Here is a 13,146-nt window from a genome sequence, read left to right on the forward strand (position 1 = left end):
AGGTACCTTTTTGCCGGAATGTTCATACGGTAGGAAGAAAGCTTTGAGAAACAATCGTTTTGAGAACCAATTCAATGAAGAAGGAAGCGGTGTGTTCGTGCAGCAAGCAATCGCTATATTAGACTCCGGTGTGGGGGGATTGACCGTCGCCAAGGAAGTGATGCGTCAGCTCCCGCGGGAAAAGATCATTTATTTTGGGGATACTGCCCGGACACCGTACGGACCCCGTTCGTCCGAACAAGTAAAACAATTTACGGAACAAATCGTTGATTTCTTGATCCAATTCGATCCGAAGGTTATCGTTATCGCCTGTAACACAGCAACAGCAGCCGCGCTGGAGTATATCCGTGCCAAGGTGAATGTGCCTGTCATTGGTGTTATACATCCAGGTGCGCGGGCCGCAATCACAGCGACACGTACAGGACGTATTGGTGTGATTGGTACCACGGGTACCATAGGTAGTGGGGCTTATACATCGGCACTCAAACAGTTGTCCCCCTATATTGATGTGGTCAGTCAGGCTTGTCCGGCGCTGGTGCCGTTGGTGGAACAAGGTGAATTTCGTTCCGAGCACACGACACATACGGTGGAACAATCATTGGGCGAGATTAAACAACAGCCAATCGATTGTCTTATTCTGGGTTGTACGCATTATCCCTTTCTCATGGACACGATTCAGGAAGTTATGGGGCAGGAAGTGAAGTTAATCAGTTCAGCAGATGAAACGGCACGTGAAATCAGTACGATTTTATATGATAAACGAAAGCTGGCCAGTGGGGATGAGACTCCGGTGCATCAATTTTTCTGCACGGGTGACCCGCGAATGTTCCAGAATATCACCCGTCGATGGTTGGGGGAGCAGATCTCCAAGACCCCTGTTGTCTGGCAGGTAACGCAATTATCATAGTTATACTCAAAATATGCATGAATAAGACTTTTAATTAATGTATTTTGGTTGTGGACGATCCCGGAACTGTGAAGTTCCGGGATTTTTTGTCGTCATTATGCATTAACCGGAGAGAAACATGATTCATGTCACATGACGGACAACCTGACCTGCATACATATGTTACAGACACAAAATCGGTCAGAACTGGACAGGAGAACTGTCTTTTCCTGCGGAAAGGAGAACAACATGGATCTGCAGTGGATTATCGTTCAGCGGGGAGATACATTGCCGCGAATTGCGTCAGCACATCATATGACCAAAGAGTTTCTTGCTGCACTGAACCCGGAAGTAGCTGCCCAGCCATACTTGCTGGCGGGTCAGATGCTGCGTATTGTCCCCGGGACAGGTCGCAGATACGCTGTACCACCTGGAGAAAGTGTAGGGGAGATTGCAGGCAGATTTGGTCTGGACGAAGAGGTATTGCGCCAGGCCAATCCCGAAAACACCAATGTAACCGACTGGGTTGGTCGCTGTATTCATATTCCGGCTTCGAATGGAAAAACTATTGTGAAGATTCAGGGAGAGTATGGTTATCGAGAATTAATCAGGGATATAGACAAGCTGGAGAATCAATACCCGTTTATCGAGACGGGGTCCATTGGAACAAGTGTCATGGGGAAGTCGCTGCCTTATTTGCGTATTGGGCAAGGGTCCAGACATATCCATGTTAACGCTTCCGTTCATGCTAATGAGTGGTTGACAACTGCAGTTCTGATGAAGTTTATCGAGGAGTATGCCGAGGCGTATAGTGCGCATAGGACATGGCATCAATACCAGACTGAACGCTGGATGCAAGAGACGACACTCTGGGCCGTGCCTATGGTTAATCCGGACGGGGTCGAACTGGTTCAGGAAGGTGTGGTCAATCAGCATCCACATGCACAGCAGTTGTTGGCCTGGAATGCCGACAGATCACATTTTACCCATTGGAAGGCCAACATCAGAGGGGTGGATCTAAATGATCAATTTCCAGCCCATTGGGATGAAGAGGCAGCGAGAAGAGGTGTGACCTCACCTGGCCCCAGGGATTATGCAGGGACAGCGCCATTGACAGAACCGGAGGCACAGGCCCTTGCGCAGTGGACGCAGCAACATACATTTGATGCGGTTGTATCCCTGCATAGTCAGGGACAGGAGATCTATTGGAACTACCGTGATCTGGAACCTAGAGAGAGTGGACCGTTGTCGCGTAGACTCGCCAAAGCTTCCGGCTACAAGGCGGTGAAGCTCGGTGGCAGTGATGCCGGATACAAGGACTGGTTTATTCAAGATTTCGGTAGACCGGGCTTCACGGTAGAAGTTGGATTGGGTGTTAATCCGCTTCCCGTAGAACAGTTTGATGATATTTGTATAGAAGTGGGAATGTTGCTGGCTGAACTGTTATCCAATGGACAATGAGGCAAGACCCGGAATTATGATGGTGTGAAACTTAACAGTAGATCATTCGTATAACAGGAACGGACGCTATGAGCGACGTTCCGTTTTTATTATTTTTTATAATGACATTCTACGTCATTCGTTCTGAATGTTTTTGAACGGGTAATGATGGATGTGCCGTTTCGGTGACATATATTTATTATACGGAGGGATTCAAATGAAGTGGAGAAGACTGCTGTCGTTCAAACGATGGACACAAGTTTTCAAAAGGCTCCCCCGGCTGCTCCGGGCTCCGCAGATTCCTTTGGGAGAAAAGTTGTTGTTTATTATTCCAGCGCTGTTGTACTGGGTGCTTCCTGACGTAATGCCGTTTATGCCCATCGATGATATCGGGGTCACTTTGATTCTGATGAACTGGTTTGTAAGCCGGGCAGAACGTAAATATCCTGTGCTTCAGGAGGGGACACCTTCTTAATTTGCGACCAAATGGATCATTTTAACATTGAATTCGCATCAATGTTATTGCGAAGAGCGGTAACTTTCTTTACAATAGATGCTGTAGTTTAAGAATGCTGAAATTGTTGAACCCAGCAATTACAATATAGGAGATGAAGAGAATGAACTGCAAAATTACGCGTAATGCTGCTAAAGTATTGAAGCTTGAATTGGACAAGCCGGAGAACGAAGGAAAAAAACTGCGCGTTGTCATCACACATGCACATGGTGACCATGCTCACTACGGGCTTGATCTCGACACACCAAAAGAAAATGATACGGTTGTATCTACGGATAAAGAAATTGATGTCATTCTTGCGAATGATCAGCCTTTGTTGAACGGTGTTAAAATTGACTACCTCTACTTCCCGGAAGAGGGATTTGTTATTACGAATCCGTCCCAAGGTAATCACGGCGACCACTAAGGGCGCGAAGAAGGGGAACTCATGGCTAACGATATCCGTGTATGCGAAAAGTGTAATCATGTCCGACTGAAATCGATTGTACCCAAGTTGCAAAAAATGGCTCCAGACACGGAGATCAAGATTGGGTGCAAATCCTATTGCGGTCCTTGCGCGAAACGTGCGTTTGTCTTTATCAACGGTCGGTACATCAGTGCGCCGACAGAAGAAGAAGTGCTCGTCAAAGTCGCAAAGTTCGTGAAGTAACAGGATATAACAAGGTGAGTGGAGAAAACTGTCCACACATCAGAAAGGAGGGGCTAAGTGCCTCTCCTTTTTTTGCGTTTGGGTAGCAGTGAAAGGATGTTTTACTCCATACCACCTTTGACCATTTCAGTAATTTGGAAGGAATCTTCTTGAATTTCAATGGCAATGACGGTAATATCCTTTTTCAGGAAATGGACATGTCCAAGTCGTTCTTCCTTCAATTCTACCCAGCCTGTATCCGCTAACTTCTGAAAATAATCCATTGGTGGGTAGAGTCCTTGCTCACCCCCAATATGTTTCAGTTCGTACTTAGCCCCTTTTTTAAGGTTGGGATCATCGGAATAAGTTATATTCTCAATAAGTTTTGCATTGGTTGGAACCGGGATGTCTGGGTTCATGGATGACGCTGTATATCCTTCTATCTCGTATGTAGCTGGAGCGCAGCCTTGTACCCAAATGAGCAAGGGCAACATGCAGAGTGTCAATATTATTTTCTTCAAATGATTTCCTCCTGCTTCGTCATGATTATCTAATTAACGTAGCGTAATCAACTAAAGTTACGTTAAAAACACAAAAGAAGAATAAGGAAGGCTTGTGTTATCCATCCTAAAGGGGTAACAGGAACATGATAATCCCAAGGAGGAATACTCATGCCGAAGCGTTATGATTCCAGTTTGCAAGCCGATACCACCGTATCTCAGGCGCAAAATGCGGTGAACAAGCTTCATTATGCTGTATCTCAGGCCATGTCTCATCCGACGGCACAGACCATTGTACAGGCGGAACGTCGTCTGGCACACACGGAGCAGGCGATGCGACAAGCAGAGCTTTCGCTCGGAGGGCAAGGTGTTGAGTTGGCAGAGGAAATGTTCATCGAGGAGAAGAGAAGATTGAATTCAATCCAGAGTCAGCACGGTCAAGGGAATTTATAACGTTCCTGTCACATCAGAACCCGCAGGGCAGCAATGCTTTGCGGGTTTTTCATATCATTTGCAAAGACTCTGGGTCCATGGGTTTACTCCGACAGTATGTCGAATGGTCGCTTAAAATTCTGTGAGAAGGTTAATAGAACAAGAGCAGGCAAAATTCCATACGGGAGGTACAGAATGACAAAACATATTACAGATTGTACGATTCTGAACAACGGAGTAACGATGCCATGGCTAGGATTTGGAACATATAAAGCAAAAGGTAAGGAAGTACAACAGGCGGTTGAGACCGCTTTGGAGGTTGGATATCGCAGTATTGATACCGCGTCCATCTATGGAAATGAAGAAGAAGTGGGACAAGCTATTGCAAGCAGTGGTGTTGCCCGTAACGAACTGTTTGTGACGACCAAGCTTTGGAACGAGGATCAGGGATTTGATTCAACGTTGAGAGCATTTGAAGCTAGTCAGAAGGCACTTGGACTGAATGTAATTGATCTTTACTTAATTCACTGGCCTGGCAGAGACCAGTATAAGGAGACGTGGAGAGCATTCGAACGTCTATATAGCGAAGGAAGCATCCGTGCGATTGGTGTGAGTAACTTTCAAGTACATCATTTGCAAGATATCATAGATGAGGGCGGAACGGTGCCTGCGGTAAATCAGGTAGAGCTGCATCCGGGTCTGATCCAGCAGGAACTTCAAGATTTCTGTGGGGCTCAGGGAATTCAACTGGAGGCTTGGAGCCCGATCATGAAAGGCAAGCTGAACCAAGAGTCCACCCTCAAAGCGCTGGCCCAGAAATATGGGAAAACGCCAGCACAGATTATTCTGCGTTGGGACATTCAGAATCAGATTGTGACGATTCCGAAGTCCGTTACCCCGGAGCGTATTCGTGAGAATGCGGACATCTTTGACTTTGAATTGACACCGGATGAGTTGAGACAAATTGATGCACTGGATTCGGATAAGCGGACGGGTCCACATCCAGATCAACTGTTCTGGGATTAAGTGGGTGGCGCTAATTGAATATAAGTGTTTGATGAACTACTTGTGTTTGTTCCGGTTACGGAATCGTTCTTTTGATCGCTGTTGTCTCCAAATTTTTTTGAATCCTCTTTTCAGAGGATAAAATTCGGATACAAAGGCGCACGCTTCGCTTCTTCAGAATCGATTCCGTCCCCTCCACAGTAACTGTTCATCAAACACAAGTATATACAATGAGCTTGAGTGGTGTGTAGCATATAAAAAAAGCAGCAGGATCGGGGAATATCCCCTGATCCTGCTGCTTTGTGTGTGTGACTTAGCTTAATTTTTTTTCGGGACTTCGCAACCGTCATCTGTGCAGACTCCGCTGCCGTCTGTTTCTGTTGTGGTGGATTCAACCATTGTGAATGGGGAACGCTCGTCCCATGCTTTTTGAATGGCATCCAGGAACACCTCGTCAGGCTGAGCGCCCGATACAGCGAACTTGCGGTCGAATACGAAAAAAGGTACACCACGGATACCGAGTTGCTCGCCTTCTGCTTGGTCAGCGCGGACATTGTCGGTGAATTGATCACTGGACAGCACTGCCGTAGCTGCATTTCGATCCAAGCCGACTTCTTCTGCTAACTGAGCCAACACTTCAGGGTCGCCGGAGTGTTTACCTTCAATGAACACAGCTTGGAATATCCGTTCACTCAGTTCAAGCGCTTTGCCTTGTGTATCCGCCCAGTGTGTCAAGCGGTGAGCTGAGAAGGAGTTCGTAGGGATCATGGCATCGATATTGTATTCCAGTCCTGCCGTACGAGCATTAGCATTCATCTGGGCATTCATACCTTTGGCCTGTTCCACGCTCATATTATATTTGGCAGCCAGATATTCCGAATTGGTTTTGCCTGGGTTCAATGCTGCGTTTGGATCAAGCTCGAAGCTTTTGAATTGCAGCTTCACTTCATCACGGTGTGGAAACTGTTCCAGTACATTCTCCAGGCGGCGTTTGCCGATATAACAGAAAGGGCACAGAAAATCAGACCATATCTCAATATTCATTTTATTATAACCTCCATCATCCTTTTAGTTGAAACCAATATGGTTACAATTATAAAGCCACTTTCTATAATTCGCAAGGAGATTACTTTTTATCCCGATATGCCTTGGACCAATGGTACGGTTGGATCTCATCCAGTCTCTTGAAGACCAGTTGACCAGAAGGGTCGTATACGGCAGCTTTGACTTCTTCGCCCCAGTAAAATAATCGTTCCTGGCATACACCGCAAGGTGTAAGGACCTTAAATTCTGAATGCTCGTCATCACGAGCGATACAGAGGGAGTGGGTGACACGTTCGTTCAATTTGTGAGCTTCCAGATAAGCCCCTGTTTCCATACATAGATGTGTGGCATCGTTGATGACCTCTGGCGCTACGCTAATCAGTAGGGAACCGGCTTCAGTATAGACGGCACCTGCGCCACCCCATCCCTGAGGATAACGTTGCTTCACAAATTCTGCGGCTGCATCGAACAATTTCTGTTCCATATTAAGTGGTTCAGTGTGTAATGTCATGTAATACAAGTTCCCCTTTTTAAATGCAAATACAAATTAAATTCATTTCGTGTATTGTTTAGTTTGTCATTACGATATTAATCATTGAGATGTTGCTGCTCCACTGTCTTCCTCTCGAAAGCGCTCAATCAAATCATAGGTAATCACGGTGTCCGAGACATGTAATCGCTTGGCTGCTTCATCATGACCTGGACGGCAAGCATTGATATCTGTTTTGTCACGTGTTGACAGGTCATAACAAGCGCCATTCTCGTAGATATAATCATCCGATGGAATATAAAATTCAGAACCATCCGAGAATGCGCCATTACGCAGCACAACCGTACGTGCAGACCCGTCATATACGTCGTTGCCCATATGATAATAGGACTGGTCGGACACGCCGAGCAGATGCAATACGGATGGCGTGATGTCCAGTTGTCCCGAAGGTTCGTCGATGGTTCCGGCATCTGCTCCGTCCGGTAAATGCACGAGCAGGGGAACCTCGTTCATGATTTGTGCCATATCCAGTTCGTTCAGCGAACGTCCCAGGAACTGTTCGTATTGTGATTGTTCCTTGATCGAGTTGTCGTGGTCTCCGTAGAACATAAAAATGGTATTTTCCCATAATCCCCGATTTTTCAGATCCTCCACCATCTTGCCAAGCGCCGAATCCACGTAATGAACGGATTGCAGATAATCACCGAACATCGTTCCCTGGAACTCGCCTACATCCAGTTGCTGCTTCTCTTTTGGCAGGGCGTATGGGTGGTGACTGCTGAGTGTAATGAGGAAGGAATAGAACGGTTCGGTCACCTCACTACTCATTTTCTCAACGGATTGCCGGAAAAAGGATTCATCAGACAGGGACCAGCCAAGCGGGTCATCCTGTGCAAAATCATTTTTACTATAAAACTTGTCGTACTTCATGTTCTGATACATCGTATACCGATTCCAGAAGCCACTCTCATAAGCGTGAAATACGTTGGTGCTGTACCCGTTGTCCTTCAGAATGGAAGGAAGGGAATCATACGTATGGTCTGCATATCGTACAAAGGCTGATCCAACCGGAAGTGGATGTAGGGAAATATTTGCGCCAAAATCGGCATCTGACGTTCTGCCCTGACCGGTCTGGTGATAAAAGTGACTATAATACTGACTTTCCTTCATCAGTTCATTAAAATGGGGCGTGATCTCCTGACCGCCAATGCTCTGGCCAATCATGAAGTTCATAAAAGCCTCACCCTGGACAATGATCACATTGCTGTCTTTATATTTGCCAAACAAGGCATCATTCTGCGGGGCAGTTCCTTGCCTTTCAGCGAAGAATGCCTTTGCTTGCTCAACATCAGCGGGTTCAGCCTGCGGCCCGGAGCCGATGTGGTCTTTGGCATAGTTGTACAGATCATAACCGTGAAAAGCGAGCAGTCCGGTCACATTGTACATGGATACATTCCACCAGTTGTTATCAAACAGGCCTTTGGCCCATGTTTTGCTATAAAAATAAATCGGGCCGACGGCGAGGCCAAGTCCCAGCACAAGGGCAATACTGCCAGCCGTGAGACGGCGGCGCAACCGTGCCTTGCCATCGTTATACGAATAACTCCCGTAACCAGTAATAGACGTGCTGGAGTGCTTCGAACGGTAACGTCTGCTGAACAGTACGATAGCTGCGAACGGAATGACGACAAGCCAGTCGGCAAAGAACCAGAGATCACTTGTGTAGATCAGTGTAGCGATGCTGTCACCTAATGCGTCAACTTGTCTCGCCTGCAACAATACCGGGATGGTCAAGAAATCCTGGAAATAGCGATAATACACCATATCGGCGTAGATTAGTGCGGTAAGCAGCAGGTTAAGGACGGCGAGAGACACGATCATGCCTCTACGTGGCAGCAACCAGGTCCAGAAGGACAAGAGTAGTAAAGATCCAATGGCAATGACTTTATCCAGCAGTCCCATCGTAATGTTATAAGCGTGAAGATTGTGATGGAGCCACATGAGTTTGAGCAGCATAAGTGCTAGAAAAATAAGATATAACATTAATGGATGATTTAGAAGCCCGCGTGGCATGGAACTGCGCGTAGGCCGAGTGACAACCATATGTATGTCCCCCTTGCTTTTTGTTGTTTTGTTATCGGAATGTAAAATAGGGCTCCATTCATTATAGCGTGGCCTCATGTGTTTTCAACTATGCCTCAGAAGAATTGATTTCTGCTGAAGCGAAGAGCGAAGTCGGTGAATTCTTATGACCAGAAAAGCGCACAAAAAAAGTGCGCCGGCCATGAATGGCAGGAGCACTTTAGATTCGAAATAATTATGAAGATTGTGGTGCTTTATTTCGTGGGGGCAGTGGGCCCAAATACTGATAGTACTGGGTTTCAATTCGTCCGTTGAACAACTTGCGACGTTTGTCTGCCTTATGACCGAAATACTCCTCAAAAGCTTTGGTCGACGTGATGGCAAAAAAGGACCATGTTGGCATGTCGAGGTAACTGCGCCCTAATGAGCGGAGCAACTTCTGAACTTCTTTTTCTTCACTCAAACGTTCACCATATGGGGGATTGGTAATGATGACACCATATTCACCCTGTGGTCTTGCGCGATGAGCGGGCAGGACGCTGACTTCAATATCTTTGGCGAAGCCAGCACTTTTAATCGCTGCCATAGCAACTTCAATCGCTTCAGGATCAATATCGCTACCTGAAATCTGTAATGGGACATCGTCACGTACAGCATCGAATGCTTCTTCGCGCGCCTGTTCCCATAATTCTTCAGGAATGACAGCCCAGTCTTCAGAGTTGAAGGTTCGACGAAGTCCTGGTGCAATGTTCCAGCCGATCATAGCGGCTTCGATCAGCATTGTGCCTGATCCACAACACGGGTCATAGAATGGACGGGTTACATTCCAGCGGCTAAGCTGAATAAGAGCTGCAGCAAGTGTTTCTTTGAGTGGCGCTTCGGTGACGAGTTTACGATAACCCCGTTTATGCAGACCTGGTCCCGTTGTATCTAAAGTAAGCAGGGCGCGATCGTTCAGCAGAATAACCTCAATCACATAACGAGATCCATCCTCTGGGAACCACTCTGTGTCATAAGTCAGCTTCAGTTTCTCTACGATTGCTTTTTTCACGATCCCTTGTGATGCAGGCACACTGCTTAACTGGGATTTTTGAGAGCGACCCTCTACAGGGAATTCGCCGTCGGCTGGAATCCACTCTTCCCAAGGCAGTGCTTTGGTGCCTTCAAACAATTCGTCGAAAGTTGTGGCAGGGAATTCACCCATTTTCACCAATACGCGATCCGAACTTCTCAGCCACAGATTACAACGGCATATATCAATATAATCTCCTGTAAAGAAAACCCGGCCGTTGTCGATCGTAACATCTTCATACCCCAGTTGCTTTAGTTCCCGGGCAACAACAGCCTCGAGTCCCATCGCCGAGGTTGCAATCAATTGCAATTGAGCCATGTGATTCATTTCAACTCCATTTCAAGCTGGAGAAGGGAGATCCTTCTCTCTGCTGTATAGTAACGGTGCGGCCTTGCCGCTTTCCGTGAAAAAACTTACAATGAGAAATGCGGTGAACGTATGCACTCCTCTTTCGAGGTGATGCATCAGTCAACCGCCTGTGTTGATAACAAACATTTATTATAGAACATTGGCATCCATATGGAAAGCAGTCCAAGTGTCCAAGGAGGATTTTAGTGGTGAATCTGACCCCTGATGAATATGTAAATCAATTATTTCAAGAGGATGAGCTTTTGCTAAAAGTGAAAGAGGCCATCCGTTCGAACGGGATGCCTGAAGTTTCCGTTGCTGCGGCGTATGGACGATTGCTCACGTTTCTAGCGAAGACATCCAAAGCAGAAGCTGCGCTCGAAATCGGCGTGCTGGGCGGTTACAGTGGGATCTGCATTGCACGAGGTTTGCGTGAGAATGGAACCCTGACTTCGCTGGAACTGAAAGAGGAATATGCGGCAATGGCGCGTGGTCATCTGGAAGAAGGCGGTTTTGGCGAAAAGGTAGAGTATCGCATTGGCCCAGCAGCAGACAGCCTGGAGCAATTGGAGCAAGAAGGTCGCACATTTGATTTCTTCTTTATTGACGCAGATAAGGAGAATTATCCGGTATATCTTGACTATGCCATTAAGCTGGCTCGGCCAGGTGCGGTCATTGTAGGTGATAATTGTTTCCTGCGTGGTCGTACACTGAATCCGGACAAGCAGGGTCCGGCCGTGCTTGCTGTTCGTCGTTTCAATGAACAGATGGCAAGTGACCCGCGTCTGGTGACGACGATGTTGCCGGATTACGATGGGCTGGTACTTGCCTGGGTGAAGTAAAAGTGGATATTTCCTAAAGATAAAACTCCGATGGAACACGATCTCGCGCTTTTATGCTTGTGAGGTGGATCGTGATTCTGTACGGAGTTTTCTAAAAACACACAAAGAAAGAGATGACAACATTTTGAATGATCAAAAATGTGTCGTCTCTTTCTTTGTATTTACAGATATCGTTGTAGTCGTTCTATTTATACTTCAGGTGTTCCGTACGTTTCAAACCATTTTTTGATGGTGTCAAAATCATCACTGAAGGACAAGCCCAGCATCAATAATACACGAGCTTGTTGTGGACTCAGGTTGTCGCCTGCAATGATACCTTTGCCACCGCCGTACACACTTCCTGAACCCGTCCGAGTGGTGGTCACAAAGATAACACCTTCTTCAATGGCTTTGGTACGAGCTTGTCCCATAGCTCTGGAGATACCGCCAGCTCCGGTACCGGAAGTCACGATTCCTTTGGCACCACTGCTCACGAATCCTTCAATGGCTCCACCGCCAGCTTCTTGATATGAGATCGCAATTTCTACTTTGGCCAGATCTGCCTTTGTGATTTTACTTAGATCAAATACGGGCTTCGCTGTGCCTTCAGGTTTCAAGGCACGTGCAGGAGCGCGGTAGATTCGAATGTTTTCTTCATCAATATATCCTACAGCGCCGAGCATCGGCGTTTCAAACGTATCTGTTCGATAATCATTTGTCTTGGTTACACCGCGAGCAAGCTGGATTGTATCATTCAACATGAGCACTGTGCCAAATGAAGTGGTACGACCACTACCTGCAAGTTTGATTGCGTTGTACAGATTGGCTTGAGCGTCAGAACCGATGACAGTCCATGGACGCATGGAGCCTGTGATCACGACAGGTTTGTCACTCTGAACCGTCATATCGAGGAAATAAGCGATTTCTTCCATTGTATCTGTACCCGTGGTAACGACAACACTGTCATACATTGCCAGAGCTTTGTCTACCGTCTGCGACAAGTCATAGAGGTCGGTCATGCTATAGGAACCTGAACCTGAGTTTCCGAATTGGAGTGTGCTAACATCAGCAATCTTCTGTTTATCCGGTAAGGCGTCTACCATCTCTCCAATGGGAAGCGTACCTGCCTTGTAATTCTGGAAGCTGGTGGCATCCTCGGATTGACCGGCAATCGTTCCGCCAGTTCCGATCACCAATACATTAGGGAGTGCAGATTGCTTGGAAGAGTCTGGTATTGCAGGGATGGAAGTATTGCGAGCCGGAGTAGTGGTTGCTGTCTGAACAGCACCTGTTGTGCCTTTCACCTCTACCGTAGCTGCGTGCGCAGCGTAGGTTCCAATGGGGGACAACGAGATGGTCAATGCTGTTAAAGCTGCGGTACTCCATACGGCCCAGGGACGAAGCTTGGATGTTTTACTCATGAATAGCACTCTCCTTCAAGTAAGTGTGATGTTAAGTTTTTTAAGAAGAATATGTATACCATTTCAAATTGATTGTATTTCATGTCAAGTAATATGACAAACATAGATAATGGTAGAGTAATCGGTTACATTCGTAGATAGTGAGAGTAAAATGATTATTTATGAGGAATTACGAAAGAATATTCAGTCTGATAGAGATATATAAGAGTTGATTTTAGTTGTTTTGAAGAGAAATACGCCTTCATTGTGTTAGTTAATATTACATAATGAGTCTTTTGTCCTGATAAAACGATGTATTTTAATAAAAGAATGTCGAATTGGGACTCATATCAGAAGTAGGTAACAGAATGAGAGGATGATAGTAACGCATATTAGGTAATGGGGCTCAATTACGGTCTAAAGAGTGGTTTCGTTATAGAGTTATGTTTATAATAGGGGTGATCAACATATGTAAATAAATATA

General features: G+C 46.3%; 14 protein-coding genes. 8 read left to right on the top strand and 6 right to left on the bottom strand.

The window, feature by feature from the left end; genetic code table 11:
- Positions 1-97 precede the first annotated feature (97 nt).
- The 5 genes from racE to NZ043_RS19300 all read left to right on the top strand — a co-directional run bounded on the left by racE (position 98) and on the right by NZ043_RS19300 (position 3,489).
- The gene (racE, locus tag NZ043_RS19280; RefSeq protein WP_076209504.1) at positions 98-907 is read left to right on the top strand and encodes a glutamate racemase; all 810 of its coding nucleotides are present in this window, start codon (positions 98-100) and stop codon (positions 905-907) included.
- Between the two features lie 234 nt (positions 908-1,141).
- Positions 1,142-2,347, top strand: coding sequence for a M14 family metallopeptidase (locus NZ043_RS19285; RefSeq protein ID WP_133385922.1), 1,206 nt, complete (start codon positions 1,142-1,144; stop codon positions 2,345-2,347).
- 196 nt (positions 2,348-2,543) lie between these two features.
- Entirely contained in the window at positions 2,544-2,801 is a 258-nt protein-coding gene (locus NZ043_RS19290) for a hypothetical protein (RefSeq protein WP_036670081.1), read from the top strand.
- Between the two features lie 142 nt (positions 2,802-2,943).
- Positions 2,944-3,246 (top strand): heme biosynthesis protein HemY, encoded by a 303-nt coding sequence (locus tag NZ043_RS19295; protein WP_036670085.1) that lies wholly within the window; start codon positions 2,944-2,946, stop codon positions 3,244-3,246.
- 21 nt (positions 3,247-3,267) lie between these two features.
- Entirely contained in the window at positions 3,268-3,489 is a 222-nt protein-coding gene (locus tag NZ043_RS19300) for a DUF1450 domain-containing protein (RefSeq protein WP_091032287.1), read from the top strand.
- Positions 3,490-3,590: 101 nt separating this feature from the next.
- Here NZ043_RS19300 and NZ043_RS19305 read toward each other — a convergent pair whose 3' ends face one another.
- Positions 3,591-3,989: a hypothetical protein gene (locus tag NZ043_RS19305; protein ID WP_133384219.1), complete on the bottom strand. Its 399-nt coding sequence runs from the start codon at positions 3,987-3,989 to the stop codon at positions 3,591-3,593.
- Positions 3,990-4,139: 150 nt separating this feature from the next.
- On the opposite strand from NZ043_RS19305, the gene NZ043_RS19310 reads away from it, so the two are divergent.
- Positions 4,140-4,421, top strand: a complete 282-nt coding sequence (locus NZ043_RS19310; protein ID WP_076209046.1) for a hypothetical protein — start codon at positions 4,140-4,142, stop codon at positions 4,419-4,421.
- 174 nt (positions 4,422-4,595) lie between these two features.
- Positions 4,596-5,426, top strand: coding sequence for an aldo/keto reductase (locus NZ043_RS19315; RefSeq protein WP_036670089.1), 831 nt, complete (start codon positions 4,596-4,598; stop codon positions 5,424-5,426).
- Between the two features lie 297 nt (positions 5,427-5,723).
- Here the strand turns inward: NZ043_RS19315 and NZ043_RS19320 are convergent, their stop codons facing one another.
- From NZ043_RS19320 to NZ043_RS19335, 4 genes are all read right to left on the bottom strand, one after another.
- Entirely contained in the window at positions 5,724-6,449 is a 726-nt protein-coding gene (locus NZ043_RS19320) for a DsbA family oxidoreductase (RefSeq protein ID WP_133384220.1), read from the bottom strand.
- 82 nt (positions 6,450-6,531) lie between these two features.
- A complete protein-coding gene (locus NZ043_RS19325) occupies positions 6,532-6,960 on the bottom strand; it encodes a cytidine deaminase (protein WP_091032279.1) in 429 nt (142 codons plus the stop codon).
- A gap of 81 nt (positions 6,961-7,041) precedes the next feature.
- The gene (locus tag NZ043_RS19330) at positions 7,042-9,042 is read right to left on the bottom strand and encodes an LTA synthase family protein (RefSeq protein ID WP_339309078.1); all 2,001 of its coding nucleotides are present in this window, start codon (positions 9,040-9,042) and stop codon (positions 7,042-7,044) included.
- Between the two features lie 214 nt (positions 9,043-9,256).
- Entirely contained in the window at positions 9,257-10,411 is a 1,155-nt protein-coding gene (locus NZ043_RS19335) for a class I SAM-dependent RNA methyltransferase (protein WP_133385923.1), read from the bottom strand.
- Positions 10,412-10,650: 239 nt separating this feature from the next.
- Here NZ043_RS19335 and NZ043_RS19340 point away from each other — a divergent pair, with 239 nt between their 5' ends.
- Positions 10,651-11,283 carry an O-methyltransferase gene (locus tag NZ043_RS19340; protein ID WP_036670998.1) on the top strand — a complete coding sequence of 211 codons (633 nt, stop codon included), beginning with the start codon at positions 10,651-10,653 and terminating at the stop codon, positions 11,281-11,283.
- A gap of 188 nt (positions 11,284-11,471) precedes the next feature.
- Here NZ043_RS19340 and NZ043_RS19345 read toward each other — a convergent pair whose 3' ends face one another.
- The gene (locus NZ043_RS19345) at positions 11,472-12,683 is read right to left on the bottom strand and encodes an asparaginase (protein WP_339309079.1); all 1,212 of its coding nucleotides are present in this window, start codon (positions 12,681-12,683) and stop codon (positions 11,472-11,474) included.
- Positions 12,684-13,146: the final 463 nt, after the last annotated feature.

It is taken from the genome of Paenibacillus sp. FSL k6-2145 (genome assembly GCF_037976585.1).
Lineage (GTDB): Bacteria > Bacillota > Bacilli > Paenibacillales > Paenibacillaceae > Paenibacillus.